Raw genomic sequence first — 18,242 nt, forward strand, 5'->3', positions numbered from 1 at the left:
GATGATTCACACCTCAAAAGAAATCCCCACGGAGTATAGACTCCCTGGGGATTGTGCGCAGTACGCGAAGGCGGAGTTACTTCTTGGCACCCTGTGCAGCAACGGCGGCGGCGCCAGCAGCGGCTGCCTCTGGGTCGAGGTAGGTACCGCCCGGGTTCACCACGGAGCCGTCCTCGGTGATTTCGTAGACCAGCGGGATGCCCGTCGGAATGTTGAGACCAGCAATCTCCTCATCGGAGATCTGATCCAGGTGCTTGACCAGCGCACGCAGGGAGTTACCGTGTGCAGCAATGAGAACGGTCTCGCCCTTCTTGGCGCGCGGGAGGATCTCCTCCTCGAAGTAAGGAACGAAGCGCTCAACGACGTCCTTCAGGCACTCGGTACGCGGAACCTGATCCAGGTTGGCGTAGCGTGGGTCTCCAGCCTGGGAGTACTCAGCGCCATCTTCGAGCTCCGGCGGCGGGGTGCCGTAGGAGCGGCGCCATGCCATGAACTGCTCCTCGCCGTACTTGTCCTTGGTCTCAGCCTTGTTGAGGCCCTGCAGAGCGCCGTAGTGACGCTCGTTGAGGCGCCAGTCACGCACGACGGGGATCCAGTGGCGGTCGGCCGCGTTGAGGGCAATGTTGGCGGTGCGGATAGCACGACGCAGGAGGGAGGTGTACACGACGTTCGGCAGTATGCCCTGCTCCTTGAGCAGCTCGCCGCCGCGCTTGGCCTCACCTTCACCTTTGGCGGTGAGGTTGACGTCTACCCAACCGGTAAATTGGTTGGACTCGTTCCATTCGGACTGTCCGTGTCGAAGAAGAATCAGCTTTCCGTTAGTCATAAACACCAGCATGCCACGTTTTTCGGCAGCGTGTCAGGTGGTTTTAATATCCGATTGCCCGGCGCGCATGACAGTCCGGAATCTCGATACTCATGGCGTCGGCATAAATGTTTTCAAGCTGCGTGGCGGCGGCCGCCCAACTGAACTGTTGGGCGTGATCGACGGCGGCTTCACCCATGGCGATGCGGCGGGGATCGTCGTCAAGCAACTGCTCCAAGGCGTCCGCCCAGTCCTCCGCATCATGGGAATGCACGAGCAAGCCCGTATCCCCGTCCGCCACGGCAATGGGCAGACCGCCGACGGCCGCGGCGACAACGGGCGTGCCCGATGCTTGCGCCTCCATGGCCACGAGGCCGAACGACTCGTTATAGCTCGGCACCGCCACTATATCCGCCGCCTGATAAATAGCCACTAGCTCCTGCGACGGGCGCGGGTTGAGGAAGCGCACAACGCGTTCCACGCCCAGTTCACGGGCCAGGTTGTGATAGGTGTCTGGGGAGGAATTCGCACCGGAGGCACCGCCACAGATGACCACGCGCAGGCGGCGATCCGGATCGCGCTCCATCAGCTCCGCTGTGGCACGAATGAGAACCTCTGGCCCCTTAAACTTCTGCAGGCGGCCGACGAAAGCCACGACCTTCGTGTGCAGCGGAATACCCAGCTGGCGGCGAGCGCGCTCCGTCATGCGGTCAGTGCCCGGGGTGAAGAGCTCCGTGTCTGCACCGGGTGATACGACGACGATGTTTTCTGGTGACGCATCGTAGTGCTCCACCAAGTCGCGAGTCTCCTGCGCCGTGTTAACCACGAGGATGTCGGCGTTGTCCACCAGCTGCTGCTCACAGATGCGGCGTGCTTCGGTCTCCGGGGTGTCATCTAGTGTGCGGTGCACGTTCTTGACCGCGGCCAAGGTGTGTGCGGTATGCACCAACGGTACGTCCCACAGGTCTCGCAGCAGCCAACCCACCTGCCCAGACAGCCAATAGTGGGAATGGATAACGTCATAATCCACGTTGAAGCAGCGCGCGAAGTTAAAAATGCCGCCGGTAAACGCCGCGAGCTGCGTAGGCAGCTCCTCTTTACTTAGTCCCTCGTACGGGCCAGCAACGATATTGATGACGCGCAGGCGCTCCTCGACGTCCACCACTTCCCCCTGACTCGGGCGCGTGGCGCGAGTAAAAATATCCACGGTGACGCCTAGGCGCGCGAGCTGGCGGGCGGTATTGAGCACGTACACATTCATGCCTCCAGCATCACCGGAACCGGGCTGCTCAAGGGGTGAAGTATGCATGGAGATCATCGCGATGCGCATAGTCACCCAGTGTATCCGGAAAGGAGCCACGTTATACTGGCTCCCATCTTCAGAGACGTGACCGAAAGGTGTAGAGATGTCGGCATTCGAGTCCAAGGCGTGGCTCCAGCACTATCCAGAATGGACCCCGCACAGCTTGGAATACGGGGACACCACGCTTCTCGACGTCTACGACAACAACCTCGCCCTGCACCCCGACAAGTCCGCAACCTACTTCTTCGGCCGCACACAAACCTACGCGGAGCTGGACAAGCAGGTGCGCCGCGCAGCTGCTGGCCTTCGTGCCTTCGGCGTTCGCCCGGGCGACCGCGTCGCCATCGTGGCTCCGAACTGCCCCCAGTTCATCGCTTCTTTCTGGGCCGTGCTGAAGTTGGGCGCTATCGCTGTTCTCCACAACCCGCTGTACACCGCCCACGAGCTCGAGGGCCTGTTCCAGAACCACGGCGCACGTATCGCCATCGCGTGGGATAAGACGGCCTCCACCTTGGAAAAGCTGCGCGCCACGACGAACCTGGAAACTGTCGTGTCCATCAACATGGTGAACGCCATGCCCACTCCGCAGCGCCTGGCTCTGCGCCTGCCGATTCCACCGCTGAAGTCCAAGCGCGATCAGCTCACCGCTCCTGCACCTAATACGGTGCCGTGGGAGTCCCTCGTGGGCAATGCCATCGGCGGCGATGGTTCCGATGTCCTCTCGCCGGAGGAAGTCACCAAGGACACCACCGCCATTATCCTCTACACCTCAGGTACGACGGGTAAACCTAAGGGCGCGGAGCTTACACACGGCAGCCTTTTCTCCAACCTGCTCATGGGTAAGCACTGGGTACCTGGCCTGGGCGATTCCCCGGAGCGCATGTTGGCTGCCCTGCCGTTCTTCCATGCCTATGGCCTCACTATGAACGCCACCTTGGCGCCGCTCATCGCTAGCGAATTGGTTCTCCTGCCCAGCCCGCAGATGCCGCTCATCATGGATCTCATGAAGAAGCACACCCCCACCTGGATTCCGGGCGTGCCGACTCTCTACGAGCGCATCGTGGCCAAGGCAGAGGAAGACGGTGTGTCCCTCGATGGCGTCCGCGCAGCGTTCTCCGGCGCATCTACCCTGCCGGTCAACACCGTGGAGAAGTGGGAGAGGTACACCGGCGGCATGCTGGTTGAGGGCTATGGCCTCACTGAGTGCTCGCCCATCATCGTGGGTAACCCCATGAGCTCCGACCGCCGCCCCGGCTACGTGGGCATCCCCTTCCCGGATACCGAGATTCGCATCGCCAACCCGGACAACCTCGATGAGACCATGCCGGATGGCGAAGAAGGCGAGGTCCTGGCCCGCGGCCCGCAGGTATTCAAGCGCTACTTCAACGATGAGGAAGCCACCCAGAATGCTTTCCACGGTGACTGGTTCCGCACCGGCGATATGGGTGTCATGGAAGAAGACGGCTTCATTCGTTTGGTCAGCCGCATCAAGGAGATCATCATTACCGGCGGCTTCAACGTCTACCCGGGTGAGGTTGAGGAGGTTCTGACTTCTCACCCAGACGTCGACGAGGCCGCGGTCGTGGGTCGCCCGCGCTCGGATGGCTCGGAAGACGTCGTGGCTTGTGTCATTTTGGCCGACGGCGCCGCCATGGATCCGGAAGGCCTGAAGGATTACTGCCGTGAGCGTCTGACGCGCTACAAGGTTCCGCGCACCTTCTACCACTTCGAGCAGCTCGCCACGGACCAGCTGGGCAAGATTCGCCGCCGCGAGGTGCAGGAGGATCTGCTCAAGCGCCTCAAGGCTGAGAAGTAACTGGTTTCAACCGCCCTGCACTCTTCAGACCGCCCTAACTCTGAAAAGTCGCGCCGAAAAGGCTCGAATCTTCCAAACTTTTTAGAGTTAGGACGGTTGTCGCGCACCTAGGGCTCATCGGTGTTACATTAAGGTTCACGCATTCTGGGGGGAATAAGTATGAACCAACGTGTCGTGCGCGGGCAGACCAAGTCCGCCATCGCAGCTCTACTCAAACGCAATGAAATTACCCGATTAGGCCGAGGCCTCTATGTGTGGGGACAACCTACTCCCCTCGGGCTCCTGAGTGGGCTACACGCAGAATTTCCCTGGCTGTTCGCATCGGGACTCACTGCCGCTCAGCTCCTTTTAAATGAGCCCTTGACCTTCCCTCTTCATCTCGCTGGGTTGGGTGCCTTGCCACCGTCCAGCTTCTATTCCTTCACGCGTACCACTATTGACAGCACACTCAGCGTGTCAACGTACCGGGTGCTCAACCCCTTGGTGGCTCTGAGTACGGTCGACGTTGAACTGGCGAAGAAGGTTTTCGAGCACATTTATTCCTCCAAGAAGGGACGAAGCCGCCTCGAGGCCCATCGAGCCGCACTCAAACAGATACCTACCCGGACCCAAAAGATCCTCAGCTCCGCGGCACTGTTCACGGACTCCGGTGCCGAAATAATGGTGGCCCGCGAACTCACAACACGCGGATTAAACGTGGAGTGCAACGTCCGCATTGGCCGCTACTACTGGGATATCGTGCTGCCTGACCTGAAGGTCGCGGTGGAAATCAACAGCTTTGAATACCACTCGGCAGGTCAGGAATGGATTCGGGATCACTGGAAGAACAACGAGGCCGTCCTCACAGGCTGGTACACCTTGCGCTACACCGGTCACTGTGTGGCCCATCATCTCAACTATGTCATCGACCAGATCACTCACGCTGCCGAGCCCGACTTTGATAAACGCTATTACTCATGGGTTGGCTACTGGCACAAAGGAGCACAACCGCCCCCGTTAAAACCCTGGGAGCAACCCGGCTACGAGCACTGGGCACCACTTTCTACCACCCCTCCCGACGGGCACGAAGGACCCACAGCTTAAGCGACTATTCATCCGTGTCGGTGGGTCCCCACGCAGCTCCTTTCGTTACGGGTAGCAACTTTGCAAAGTTTTGCGAGACGACGGTCACAAATTAGTTATACTGTTCCACACATAACATATTTGACCACCTAAGGAGTTCTCGCTCATGACCGAAGCCCCTGCGAAAGCGCCCTCTGCCTACGAGACCAAGGCATGGCTGCAGTACTACCCCGAGTGGACCAAACCCCACTTGGACTACGGCGACAAGACCCTCTTGGACTCCTACCAAGAAACCGTCGAGGCCTACGGTGATAGGCCAGCCACCTGGTTCTTCGGCAGCCAGATGACGTACCGCGAGCTCGATACCCACGTGCGCGCCGCCGCCGCAGGATTAAAGGCCTTCGGAATCCGCCCCGGTGACCGCGTAGCAGTCGCCCTTCCCAATTGCCCTCAGCACGTGGCGGTGTTCTACGCCATCCTGAAGCTGGGAGCGACCGTCGTGGAGCACAACCCGCTCTACACCGCTCCGGAGCTGGAGCCACTCTTCAACGACCACGCCGCGCGCGTGGCGGTGGTCTGGGACAAGGCAAGCCCAACGTTCGAAAAACTGCGCGACTCTACCCCACTGGAGACCATCGTCACGGTCAACATGATTGAAGCGATGCCGCGCCGCAAGCAAGCCCTTCTACGCTTGCCCATCCCCTTCATTAAAGACAAGCGCGAAGAACTCTCCGTCCCAGCACCCAACACCGTGCCATGGAGCGTTCTCACTGGCCGTGCCATCGGCGGACACGGTCACAAGCTGAAAGACGCGAAGGTCGACCACAACGACACCGCACTCATCCTCTACACCTCCGGCACCACAGGAACCCCGAAGGGCGCGGAGCTGACCCACTCCAACCTGTACTGCAACATGAAGATGGCGGAGTCCTGGGTTCCGGAACTGGGAGATAAAGCCGAACGAATGCTCGCAGCCCTACCCCTCTTCCACGTGTACGGCCTCACCCTAATCGCGGCGCTCGGCGTGCACATCGGTGGCGAGCTCGTCCTGACGCCGGCTCCCAAGATTCCACTCCTGCTGGACATCATGAAAAAGCGCCGCCCCACCTGGATGCCGGGCGTGCCCACTATCTACGCCAAGGTCATGGAGGCAGCCAAGGAACAAGGCATTGACCTGCACGGCATTGAAAACAGTCTTTCCGGCGCGGCCGCCTTGCCGCCGGAAATCGTTGAGGAATGGGAGGCCCTTACCGGTGGACTTCTGGTGGAAGGCTACGGCCTGACGGAGACCTCCCCCATCGTTACGGTTAACCCGCTCAACAAGAACCGCCGCCCAGGGTATATCGGTATTCCTTTCCCGGATACCGAGGTACGCATTGGAAACCCAGATAACCTCGACGAGACCCAGCCGGACGGCACCGCGGGCGAGCTCCTCGTGCGCGGCCCCCAGGTATTCAAGGGTTATTTCAATATGCCGGAGGCCACCGAGAACGCCTTCCACAATGGCTGGTACCGCACGGGTGACATGGCAATTATGGAGTCAGATGGCTTCATCAAGATTGTCTCCCGCATCAAGGAGATGATCATTACCGGCGGCTTCAACATCTACCCGGCGGAGGTCGAAGACGTCATTCGCCAGCACCCAGACGTGACCAACGTGGCTGTCGTGGGCTTACCCCGTGACGATGGTTCTGAGGACGTCGTGGGATGCATTGTGCTTAACGACGGCGCCGTGCTCGACCCCGAAGGCCTCAAGGACTACTGCCGTGAGCGCCTTACCCGCTACAAGGTTCCGCGCAGGTTCTACCACTTCGAGCACCTCGCGTCGGACCAGCTGGGCAAGGTCCGCCGCCGCGAGGTACAGAAGGAACTCTTGGAGCTCATCAAAGAGCACGCATAGGCTTAGGCAGCACGTTCGGCATAGCTCATGAAGCGGCTGGGGTTGAACGTTGAGTAGAACTCCTCCCCGGCCCAGATCAGCTGGCTCACCAGAGTGCTCAACTGGTGATCCAGCTGCGCGTCCGTGTAGCCCCAGCCAGTGGGGATGCGGGCCGTGGTGACAAGGACTAGGTCCTCGTCGGCACCTCGACGTACAGTCTCAATGCGCGCGGAGTACGCATACTGGACATCATTCTTGAATTCCGCCCAGCGCACGAGGGCATCAAGGTCACAGAGGCACCGCCCTGACGGGGTCACGAGGCTTAGTTCGATATCGTCGGAGCCGTCGCATGCCGCCTGCACCGTAATCGTGTGGTCTTCAATCGTGATGCCCACCGTGCCATTGCCGTGGTTCACAACGTGAACTGGGTGCTCCATCGAGACTAGGCGCGTTGCGCGTTGGTGCACGCGCCACATGCCGACTGCTGATACCTCGTACACCTCACTGAAATAGTGTGGAGACACGGGTTTGAGCCCAGCACCGCGCATAGGTTCGGAGGGTTCCTCCGGAAAATGCTCATCGAAGCGTGCAAAGACCGCCGAGAGGGACTTCGCGTATCCAGAAATGATGCTCTTGAGCTGCGAATTCGTTGCTGTCGACGGCAGGTAAGGCGGTGCATAAACGCGCAGATGTGAGTGCGCTATGGAGCTTCCACAGGGCTCGGCGACGAGATTGCCGGAGATACCTCCACCGTTAAAGTCGTTGACGTCCATACGCAAGGGCTGCCGGTCTGGATCGAAGCACACCGAGCCACCCCAATAGCCAAGAATGGAGAGGCCTCCCAGCTCGTCGTTGACGCCAATACTCATGCGGCCACCCGGGATCCGGATGGTAGGCAGGCCCATGGAGTTGTTTTCCAGCGTGCCGGCTAGCTTCTCCATGGCCTTCTTTACGCGCCTAGTGCTGAGTGCTGCTGGGGTTTTGGCTGGTTTATGAGATGCGGTTTGAGACATTGTCCCCCCTAGAAATTTGTGTGTTACCTACATACTGAGCGAGCTGGTCGTGAGGTCCCCACACACGTCACTCTCCCCCGAGCTGCTGCAGTGCCGCCAAGAATACAAAAGGTTGAGCATCTTCGCTCGTCGAGAAGCGCGAGAGCACCCCCACCTCCACATCAAACGTGAGAAAAACCTCACATTTTGCGCGCGGGAGGCCCTCTATTAGTCGAGCTTCGACTACGGTGGCGTCATCATGATTAGTTATGTTGGGCAAACTAATGCTCTTCAACTAGTCAGAGACCTATCCCCGACCAGCACAAAGAGGAAAAATGCCTGTAACTCCGCTGCATTCTATGCCCCACCCAGCCGTCCTTTTCGCGGGTCAGGGCTCTGAATGGCAAAGCTTCATCGCTGCCGCTACGCACACTCCAGCCACTGCCCAGCGCCTGCAGGAGGTTCTCGCCCAGGCTCGCCTGCTCATCGCCCCGGTAGCCCGCTCGGTAGCCTCCACATGTCCCGGTGCGGTGGAACGTGTGGAGCAACTCATCGGCGGGGAGGCAGAACGCGAGCCCGGCGATGTACTCCCAGCCGTCTCCATCCCGGGCATCGTGCTGGGACAAATTGCGGCCATCGAGCAACTCCGGGACCTTGGTGTCTCACTCGACCTGACCGCGGGGCACTCGCAGGGAAGCTTGGGGGAGATGGCCGTCGATAAGCCAGCGGAAGCCCTAGCCCTAGCCCTCCTCATGGGCACGGCCTCTACGGCGGTAAACGGTACCGATCCGCGCTCGCAGATGCTGTCGGTGCGCGGGCTCGAGCGCGACTTCCTTGTCAAGCGCCTGCACGGCACAGCGGACATCGCCGTGGTGAATGGGCGGCGCCACCTCGTGCTATCAGGCAGTCCAGAAGACCTTGCGGCAACGCGCGCGGCGATTGAAGGCGCTGCTGCGCAGCACAATGCCGCTCTAGAGGAGCGCACTATCGGCGGTGATGAGCTCGAAGCGCGTTTCGACGAGCTGCCCGTAGCTCTGCCTTTCCATAACCCGGTGCTCGCTATGGCCACTGAGCGCACCGTGGCGTTGGCTCAGAAGTGCGGCTTGGATGAACATGCCGCTCGCCAGCACGCAGAGGCCATCCTCGTGGCTGAGCACAATTGGCCGCAGACGCTAGATGCTCTGGACGCTACTCATCTCATCGTTCTCGACCGGGCACTGGCCACCATCACGCGCCGCGCGGTGGAGGGCACCGGAGTTGTCGTCGTGGAAGCAAGCACCCCGCAGGCCATCGACTCTCTCACCACGCCCGGCACCGAACTGCCCACTGCACTGAACTACGCCGACTTTGCACCACGCATCCTTGAGCTTCCCGGCGGGCGCACCGTTACGCAGACGCGCTTTTCGGATCTCACTGGCCTGTCCCCCATCATGCTGGGCGGCATGACTCCGACCTCCGCTGACGGTGAGATCGTGGCCGCTGCCGCCAACGCTGGGCACTGGACGGAGATGGCCGGCGGCGGTATGTACTCCGAAGAGGTCTTCCGTGCCCACCTCGCGGTCATGGAAAAGCACTTGCACCCGGGCCGAACCGCCCAGTTCAACACCATGTTCTTCGATCGCTTCCTGTGGAACCTGCAGTTTGGCCAGGCACGCATCGTGCCCAAAGCCCGTGCGGCCGGTGCGCCTTTCAACGGCGTGTGCATCTCCGCCGGTATCCCCGAGGTGGAAGAAGCCGGCGAGCTCCTCGCGCGCCTGCACGAGGACGGCTTCCCCTACATCTCCTTCAAGCCCGGCACCGCCAAGCAAATCCGGGACGTGCTGGCCATCGCCGCTGCCTACCCGGATGATCAGATCATCATGCAGGTCGAGGACGGGCATGCCGGCGGCCACCACTCGTGGGTAAACCTCGATGACATGCTGCTGGAGACCTACGCTGAGATCCGCGCTCACAGCAATGTTCACCTCGCCGTGGGCGGCGGCATCGCCACACCGGAGCGCGCCACGGAGTACCTCACCGGCGCGTGGGCACAAGCGCATGGACTGCCTGCTATGCCTGTCGACGCCGTCTTCCTCGGCACCGTCGCCATGGCTACCAAGGAGGCCAAAGCCACGGATTCCGTCAAGGACCTGCTGGTCAACACCACTGGCATTAGCCCGGAGGATAACGGCGGATGGGTAGGCCGTGGCCGCGGCGCGCACGGCGTGGCATCATCGCAGTCCCACCTGCTGGCAGACATCCACGACCTGGACAATTCCTTCGCTGCAGCCTCACGCCTCATTACCTCCCTCAGTATCGAGGAGTACCCGGCACACCGCCAGGAGATCATCGGTGCTCTAGCCAAGACCTGCAAGCCCTACTTCGGCGACGTGGAATCCATGACCTACGCCGCGTGGCTCGAGCGTTTTGTGGAGCTGGCCCACCCGTTCGTGGATCCGAGCTGGGATGACCGCTTCCTGGATCTCCTCCACCGCGTCGAGGCCCGCCTGAACCCGGCTGACCACGGACAGATTGAAACGCTCTTCGCTGACGTAGCGGATGTCCACGATGCCCCGCAGGCCATCGCAAAGCTGCTGGCTGAATACCCCGCCGCGCGCACTACGGAGGTCTCCGCGCGCGATGCCGCCTGGTGGATTTCGCTGCACTACAAGCACGTCAAGCCCATGCCGTGGGTACCCGCCATCGATGGTGACCTGAAGTCCTGGTTTGGCAAAGACACTCTCTGGCAGGCCCAGGATGAGCGCTACACCGCCGACCAAGTGCGCATCATCCCGGGTCCAGTGGCCGTGGCAGGTATTACCGCGAAGAACGAGCCGGTGGCAGACCTGCTTGCCCGCTTCGAGCAGGCCACCACGGATGCGTTGCTGGAGCAGGGCTCGACCCCGCAGAAGGCCTTCTCCCGCCTGAACTCTGCTGCCGATGAGGCCGCGTTCCTGCGCACCGCGCCTACCCTGCTGTGGCATGGCCACCTGATGGCGAACCCGGCACACGAGATGGATGAGAATGCCTTCGACCTGCGCCAGGATGCCGAGGGCAAGTGGGAGATCGTCATCACCGCTGATTCTTACTGGGATGATCTCCCTGAAGAGCAGCGTCCCTTCTACGTCCACGAGGTCACCGTTCCCGTAGACCTGCCAGAGGACGTGGCCACGGGCGGCTCCCCGGTGGTCTCCGAGGAGCGCCTGCCAGGCTCCGTCTTTGCTCTCCTGGAGGGCCTGGCCGGTGTAGGATCCACGGCCGAACAGGGCGATGAGATCACGGAGATGCCCACGGTGGAGTCGGGCTACTCCTTCCACTTCCCTGCCTCGCTGCTATCGGCCCACAGCGCGGTGACCTGCGGCAATTCCTCCGCAGAGAAGGCGGGCACCCCGGACGTTCTGGTCGGCCCCTGCTGGCCGGCCATCTATGCCGCGCTCGGCTCCGGGCGTCTGGAGGACGGCTATCCGGTCATTGAGGGCCTGCTCAACGCGGTGCACCTGGACCACGTCATCGACGTGCGGGTGCCGCTAGAGCAGCTTGCCGACGGCCGCCAGATCGACGTCACCTCTTCCTGCACCGCCGTGGAGGAATCTGCTTCTGGGCGCATCGTGACGGTGGAGCTCGAGCTCACGGATCACGCGTCCGGTGACATCGTGGCCACGCAGATGCACCGCTTTGCCATCCGCGGCCGCGCTACCGGAACCGCAGCGCCGAAGCCCGCTCCAGAGTGGGGCGGCGGAAAGTCCGCCACCAAGGTGGTGCCGACGCCACGCTCCTTTATCGACCGCGCCACCGTCACCGCCCCGCAGGATATGACGCCATTCGCGCTGGTCTCCGGCGACTATAACCCGATTCACACTTCCTATAACGCGGCCCAGCTCGTCAACCTGGAAGCGCCTCTCGTACACGGCATGTGGCTCTCCGCTGCGGCGCAGCAAGTGGCCGGGCGCCACGGCCGCGTGGTGGGCTGGACCTATTCCATGTACGGCATGGTGCAGCTGGGCGATGACATCGAGATCACCGTTGAGCGCGTCGGCCGCAAGGGCATCCACCAAGCTCTCGAAGTCACCTGCCGCATCGACGGCGAAGTGGTCTCCCGCGGCCAGGCCCTGCTCGCCGCGCCGACCACGGCGTATGTCTACCCCGGCCAGGGTATCCAGGCAGTGGGCATGGGTCAGGGCGACCGCCAAGCTTCCCCAGCAGCGCGCGAAGCTTGGCGCCGCGCCGATGCGCATACCCGCGCGAACCTGGGCTTTAGCATCCAGAAGATCATCGATGAGAACCCCACGAAACTCTCCGTGCGCGGCACTACCTTCCGCCACCCGCAGGGCGTGCTGCACCTGACCCAGTTCACGCAGGTGGCCCTGGCTGTGGTGGCTTATGCCCAAACTGAGCGCCTGCGTGCCGAGGACGCCCTGGCACCGACTTCCTACTTCGCCGGACATTCCCTGGGCGAATACACCGCCCTTGCCTCGCTGGCGAACATCTTCGACCTCGAGGGTGTCATTGACATCGTCTATTCCCGCGGCTCCGCCATGGGCAGCCTGGTTCCGCGCGATGCCGAAGGAAATTCCGAATACGCCATGGCGGCACTGCGCCCGAACATGGCGGGCATTGATGCCGACAACGTCGACGCCTGGGTGGCTGAGGTCGCCGAGGCCACCGGCGAGTTCTTGGAGATTGTCAACTACAACATCCGTGGCCAGCAATACTCCATCGCCGGCACCAAGAAGGGGCTCAAGGCCCTGGTAGACAAGGCCAATGCCATCGCCCCGCGCGCAGCCGTCATGGTCCCGGGCATCGACGTGCCTTTCCACTCCCGCGTGCTGCGCGAAGGCGTGCCGGCCTTTGCGGAGAAGCTCGACGAGCTGCTTCCGGCACAGCTGGACCTCGATGCCCTGGTGGGCCGCTACATCCCTAACCTGGTGGCCCGCCCCTTCGAGCTCACCCAAGACTTCGTCGATGCTGTGGCACCGCTAGCGCCGTCCGGAAAGCTGGACGGGCTCAATGCTGCGGACATGGACGATAACGAGCTCGCCCGCCTGCTCCTCATTGAGCTACTGTCCTGGCAGTTCGCCTCACCCGTGCGCTGGATTGAAACCCAGGAGTTCCTCTTTGGCAAGGTCGAGCAGATCATCGAGGTCGGCCTGGCTTCTTCCCCAACGCTGACCAACCTGGCTGAACGCTCGCTCACAGTTGCCGGTATCCCGGAGGGCACCATCCGCGTGCTCAACGTGGAGCGCGACCAGGACCAGGTCATGCTTGCCGACGTCTCCGAGGCCCCCACCCCAGAACCCGCTGCGGAATCCGTCGCTGAGGAGGCAACGCCACAGGCCGACGAAGCACCAGCCGAGGCAGCGCCGGCTGCACCAACTGCACCTACTGCTGCATCTGCAGCCCCGGGCGTCGCGTCTGGCGACGCCCCCGAACTGCGCTTCGGCGCCGCCGAGGCCATCATGGTGCTCTTCGCCTTCCAGAACAAGATTCGCGTGGATCAGATCCTGGACTCCGACACCGTGGAGGAGCTCACCAACGGCGTATCCTCGCGCCGTAACCAGCTGCTCATGGATATGTCGGCGGAACTGGGCGTGCCCGCCATCGATGGTGCCGCCGATGCCGACGTAGCCACGCTGCGAGAGAAGGTTTCCACTGCGGCTCCGGGCTATGCTGCCTTCGGTCCGGTGCTCGGTGAGGCCGTCGGAGCACGCCTGCGCCAGCTCTTTGGTGCCGCTGGCCTCAAGCCCACCGCCGTGGCTGAGTACGTCACCGGATCCTGGGGTCTGCCCGAATCCTGGGTTGCCCACGTCGAAGCGGAAATCCTGCTCGGCTCCCGCGAGGAAGATTCGGTGCGCGGTGGCTCGCTGAACACCGTGCCGGCCAGTGCTACCTCCAAGTCCGCAGCGCACGAGCTTATCGACACCGCCGTCCAGGGCGTCGCCGCTGCTCACGGTGCATCTGTGTCCAAGGGCGCGGCTGCCGGTGGTGCCGGTGGCGGTGCCGTGGTGGATTCCTCGGCATTGGATGCCTTCGCCGAGACCGTCACCGGTGAGAACGGCGTGCTGGCCACCGCTGCCCGCCAGGTACTCTCCCAGTTGGGACTGGACTCCGAACCAGAGCTCATCGAGGCTCCTGATACCACCGTCATCGATGCCGTCGAGGCAGAACTCGGCTCTGGGTGGCTCAAGTCCGTGGCTCCGTCGTTTGACTCGACGAAGGCCGTGCTGTTCGACGACTCCTGGGCCATCGCCCGCGAGCGCCTTGCCCGCGTCGCCCTGGGTCAGGCCGAGTATCCAGTTGAGAGCTTCCGCGGTACCGGCGAGGACCTAGCACGTCAAGCGCGCTGGTGGAAGCGCGAGGATATCGCCAAGGCTGCCGTGGACACCACGCCCGGCGCGTATGCCGGCGAGGTCGCCCTGGTCACCGGTGCTGCGCCCGGTTCCATCGCTACCGCGCTGGTGGAGCGCCTGCTGGAAGGCGGCGCGACGGTCATCATGACTGCCTCGCGTGTCAGCCAAGCCCGCAAGGAGTTCGCGCGCACGCTCTACGCTGAGCACGGCGCTGCTGGTTCCGCCCTGTGGCTGGTCCCGGCGAACCTGTCGAGCTTTCGCGATATCGATGCGCTCATCGAGTGGATCGGCACCGAGCAGCGCGAGTCCGTGGGCAACGAGGTCAAGATCCTCAAACCTGCGCTGACCCCGACGCTGGCCTTCCCCTTCGCTGCGCCGAGCGTGTCCGGCTCACTGGCAGATGCTTCCGGAACGACGGAGACGCAGGCCCGCCTGTTGCTGTGGTCTGTCGAGCGCACCATTGCGGGGCTGGCGAGGTTGAGTCAGGGGGACGTCGATAAGCGCTGCCATGTTGTCCTGCCGGGCTCGCCCAACCGCGGCACCTTCGGTGGCGACGGCGCTTACGGCGAGGTCAAGGCCGCGCTCGATGCCATCCTCAACAAGTGGAAGGTCGAAGCCGGCTGGCCACAGGGAGTTACCCTGGCCCAGGCCAAGATTGGCTGGGTGGCCGGCACGCACCTCATGGGCGGCAATGATGCGCTGGTGCCCGCCGCCGAGAAGGCCGGCATCAAGGTGTGGAGCCCGGAGGAGATTTCCTCCGAGCTTATGGCACTGGCCAGCACGGACGTTCGCGAGCAGGCAGCTCACGCGCCGGTGGAGAAGGACCTCACTGGCGGCCTGGAGGGCTTCTCCCTCACCGAGCTTGCCGCAGGTGCGGAGCCGACTGGCGTCGTTCCGCACGACGATCATGAGGGCCCTGCCACCATTACCGCGCTGCCCAACCAGGTGCAGGCGGTACAGCCAGGCCTGGAAGAGGAGATTGGTGAGGTCACCACGGACTTGGAGGACATGGTGGTCATTGCCGGTATCGGCGAGGTCTCCTCGTGGGGCTCCGGCCGCACGCGCTTCGAGGCCGAGTATGGCCTGCAGCGCGATGGTTCCGCAGAGCTCACCGCTGCCGGCGTGCTGGAGCTGGCCTGGATGACCGGGCTGGTGGAATGGCGTGAGGACCCGCACCCGGGGTGGTTCGTCGTGAACGACGACGAAGAGATTGCCGAAGAGGACATTTTCGAGCGCTTCCGCGATGAGGTCGTCGCGCGCTGCGGTATCCGCACGCTCACGGATAAGTACCATCTCACCGACCGTGGATCCATCGACCTGACCACCGTCTTCCTCGACCGCGACGTCACCTTCACGGTGGATTCGGAAGCCACCGCCCGCGATATCCAGGAAGCGGATCCGGAGTTCGTCAGCATCGTAGAGGCGGATGGCGAATGGCAGGTCACCCGCCGCAAAGGTGCCACGGTCAAGGTGCCACGCAAGGCCACGCTGACCCGCACCGTGGCCGCCCAGATGCCGGATGACTTCGACGCTGCGAAGTGGGGAATCCCGGAGCACATGCTGGATTCCCTCGACCGCATGGCGGTGTGGAATCTGGTTACTGCAGTGGATGCTTTTACTCAGGCTGGCTTCTCCCCGGCAGAGTTGCTGCGCTCCATCCACCCGGGTCAGGTGGCCACTACGCAGGGCACCGGTATCGGCGGCATGGAGTCCCTGCACAAGGTCTTCGTCACCCGCTTCCTCGGTGAGGAACGCCCGTCCGACATCCTGCAGGAGGCCCTGCCCAACGTCATCGCGGCGCACACCATGCAATCCCTGGTGGGCGGCTACGGTTCCATGATTCACCCCATCGGTGCCTGCGCTACCGCAGCGGTGTCCATTGAGGAGGCCGTGGACAAGATTGCGCTGGGCAAGGCAGATGTGGTCGTGGCCGGTGGTATCGACGATGTCCAGGTGGAATCCCTCCAAGGCTTCGGCGATATGAACGCCACCGCGGAGACCGCGACAATGACCGCCAAGGGCATCGATGATCGCTTCATCTCCCGCGCCAACGACCGCCGTCGCGGCGGCTTCCTCGAAGGCGAAGGTGGCGGCACGGTCCTGCTCGTTCGTGCCTCACTAGCAGCCGACTTAGGACTGCCAGTGCTCGCGGTGGTCGCGCATGCGGCCTCCTATGGCGACGGCGCCCACACCTCCATCCCGGCCCCGGGCCTGGGTGCGCTGGGTGCTGGCCGCGGCCGGGAAAACTCCCGCCTGGCGCGCTCGCTGCGCGGACTGGGCCTGACACCCAACGATGTCAGCGTCTTGTCCAAGCACGACACCTCCACCAACGCCAATGACCCCAACGAGTCGGAGCTGCACTCCCTGCTGTGGCCGGCGATTGGCCGCGATAAGGACCAGCCGATGTTCGTCATTTCCCAAAAGACTCTCACCGGCCACTCCAAGGCGGGTGCTGCACTTTTCCAAACCGGCGGCATCATTGATGTCTTCCGTACGCAGCGCATCCCGGCGAACGTCTCCCTGGATTGCGTCGACCCACTCATCGCCCCGAAGGCACCCAACCTGGTGTGGCTGCGCTCCCCGCTGGACCTCGGCTCTGCGGGCCACAGCGTGAAGGCCGCGGCGCTGACCTCGCTTGGCTTCGGCCACGTCAGCGCGCTCATCGTCTACGCTCACCCGGGCGTATTCGAGCAGGCAGTGGCCCAGCAGCGTGGGGCGGATGCCGCCACCTCGTGGCGCGAGCGCGCCGAGCAGCGCTTGCGTGCGGGCCGTGCGCACTTTGAGGCCGGCATGTTGGGCCGCGCTCCGCTCTTCGAGGTCATCGAAGGACGCCGCCTGCCGGCGCACAACGCCAAGGCTGCGGAAATCGCGATGCTTCTCGACGATTCCGCGCGCCTCAGCGAGGACGGCACCTACCCAGAGAACTAGGAGCACTCCCCACCTACCCCCTGTTCCCGCACGCGGCGGTTATGCTGCGGTTATTATGAGGTTCCACTCACCTCTCCCCCCACCTCCGAAAGAGCCTCGTGATGACTCAGCCGCCGTATCCGCCGCACAACCCGCCGCCGGGCCCCAGGCCGCAGGGAGCCCCGCAGCACGGCGCCCCGCAGCAGAATCCCTACGCCAACCAGTCCTTCCCGCCGCCGGGCGCTCCCTTTGGCAGCCAAGGCGGCGGGTATGGGGCACCGCCACCCCAGCCCGAACCGCCTAAGAAAAGTTCCGTCGTCGGAATCATCGCCACAGTGTTCGCTGTCTTGGGCACCATTATCGCCTGCGTTCCCGGCATCTACGTCGTGGGCTGGATCATGCTCGTCGCGGGGTTCATTACTGCCATCGTCGCACTGTTCCTCAACAACCAATCCAAGTTCTGGGGTGTGGCCGCGCTGCTCATCTCCGTGGTGGGTAGCTTCATTGCCTCGATAGTCTTTCTCTTCTTCATTACTGCGAAGTTCATCGGTTCTCTGCCGGATACGACACAAACTCCAAATGCAGGGAGCTCCGTCGTGGGGACGACGGTGCAGCCATCGGGTGAGGAGACGTCGGAAAGCACAAGCTCCCCTACCCCCATCTCGACGGAGTACTTCAACAGCGTTCCCGACGAAAACGGCATCCAGATCCTTGAGGACGGCACCCCTGGTTCGCGCTCAACCCCCCTACCACTCAACACCACGTTGAACGGACCTGAATGGGCAGTGGACGTAGCCAACCTCAACTTTGACGGCACTGACGAGGTCATGGCTGCGGACCCGTCTTATGAGAAGCCAGAAGATGGTCGAAAGTACTTAGTTTTTGACTTGACGCTGACGTACACCGGTAATGAGACCGACGCTAGCTCTGAGATGGCGTTCCTTTACTTCGACCCTGGCGAGGAGGAGAACGGGCAACCCATCAAGTGGGACGTCGACGGGTTTATGGACGCAGACACGCCTTTCCAGCCGCAGGAGAAGCGCACCGGCAGAGTTGCTGTCAGCGTGCCGGAGAACGGCGCTGAAGACGGTGCCTTCGGGATTATCGCGCCTGGCACTGAGATTCCCTTCTTCCTCGCTTTGAAATAGGACA

8 protein-coding genes are annotated in these 18,242 nt (G+C 62.7%); 5 read left to right on the forward strand and 3 right to left on the reverse strand.

The features are described from left to right. Positions 1 to 76 precede the first annotated feature (76 nt). The gene (locus I6J72_RS09925) at positions 77 to 826 is read right to left on the reverse strand and encodes a phosphoglyceromutase (RefSeq protein ID WP_204099062.1); all 750 of its coding nucleotides are present in this window, start codon (positions 824 to 826) and stop codon (positions 77 to 79) included. 43 nt (positions 827 to 869) lie between these two features. Continuing rightward, positions 870 to 2,135, reverse strand: a complete 1,266-nt coding sequence (gene mshA / locus I6J72_RS09930; RefSeq protein ID WP_204099063.1) for a D-inositol-3-phosphate glycosyltransferase — start codon at positions 2,133 to 2,135, stop codon at positions 870 to 872. A 76-nt stretch (positions 2,136 to 2,211) separates the two neighbouring features. Between mshA and I6J72_RS09935 the strand changes: the two genes are divergently transcribed. The 3 genes from I6J72_RS09935 (at position 2,212) to I6J72_RS09945 (ending at position 6,886) form a co-directional block, all read left to right on the forward strand. Then, a complete protein-coding gene (locus I6J72_RS09935; RefSeq protein WP_204099064.1) occupies positions 2,212 to 3,924 on the forward strand; it encodes a long-chain-fatty-acid--CoA ligase in 1,713 nt (570 codons plus the stop codon). A gap of 453 nt (positions 3,925 to 4,377) precedes the next feature. Next, the gene (locus I6J72_RS09940; RefSeq protein WP_204099065.1) at positions 4,378 to 5,007 is read left to right on the forward strand and encodes an endonuclease domain-containing protein; all 630 of its coding nucleotides are present in this window, start codon (positions 4,378 to 4,380) and stop codon (positions 5,005 to 5,007) included. Positions 5,008 to 5,152: 145 nt separating this feature from the next. Then, positions 5,153 to 6,886, forward strand: a complete 1,734-nt coding sequence (locus I6J72_RS09945) for a long-chain-fatty-acid--CoA ligase (RefSeq protein ID WP_204099066.1) — start codon at positions 5,153 to 5,155, stop codon at positions 6,884 to 6,886. 2 nt (positions 6,887 to 6,888) lie between these two features. Here the strand turns inward: I6J72_RS09945 and I6J72_RS09950 are convergent, their stop codons facing one another. Beyond that, positions 6,889 to 7,878, reverse strand: a complete 990-nt coding sequence (locus I6J72_RS09950; RefSeq protein WP_204099067.1) for a hypothetical protein — start codon at positions 7,876 to 7,878, stop codon at positions 6,889 to 6,891. Between the two features lie 314 nt (positions 7,879 to 8,192). Here I6J72_RS09950 and I6J72_RS09955 point away from each other — a divergent pair, with 314 nt between their 5' ends. Beyond that, entirely contained in the window at positions 8,193 to 17,111 is an 8,919-nt protein-coding gene (locus I6J72_RS09955) for a type I polyketide synthase (RefSeq protein ID WP_204099068.1), read from the forward strand. Between the two features lie 101 nt (positions 17,112 to 17,212). Continuing rightward, positions 17,213 to 18,238 (forward strand): DUF308 domain-containing protein, encoded by a 1,026-nt coding sequence (locus I6J72_RS09960; protein WP_204099069.1) that lies wholly within the window; start codon positions 17,213 to 17,215, stop codon positions 18,236 to 18,238. The last annotated feature ends 4 nt before the right edge of the window (positions 18,239 to 18,242 follow it).

The organism is Corynebacterium sp. FDAARGOS 1242 (assembly GCF_016889985.1).
GTDB classification, from domain to species: Bacteria; Actinomycetota; Actinomycetes; order Mycobacteriales; family Mycobacteriaceae; genus Corynebacterium; species Corynebacterium minutissimum_B.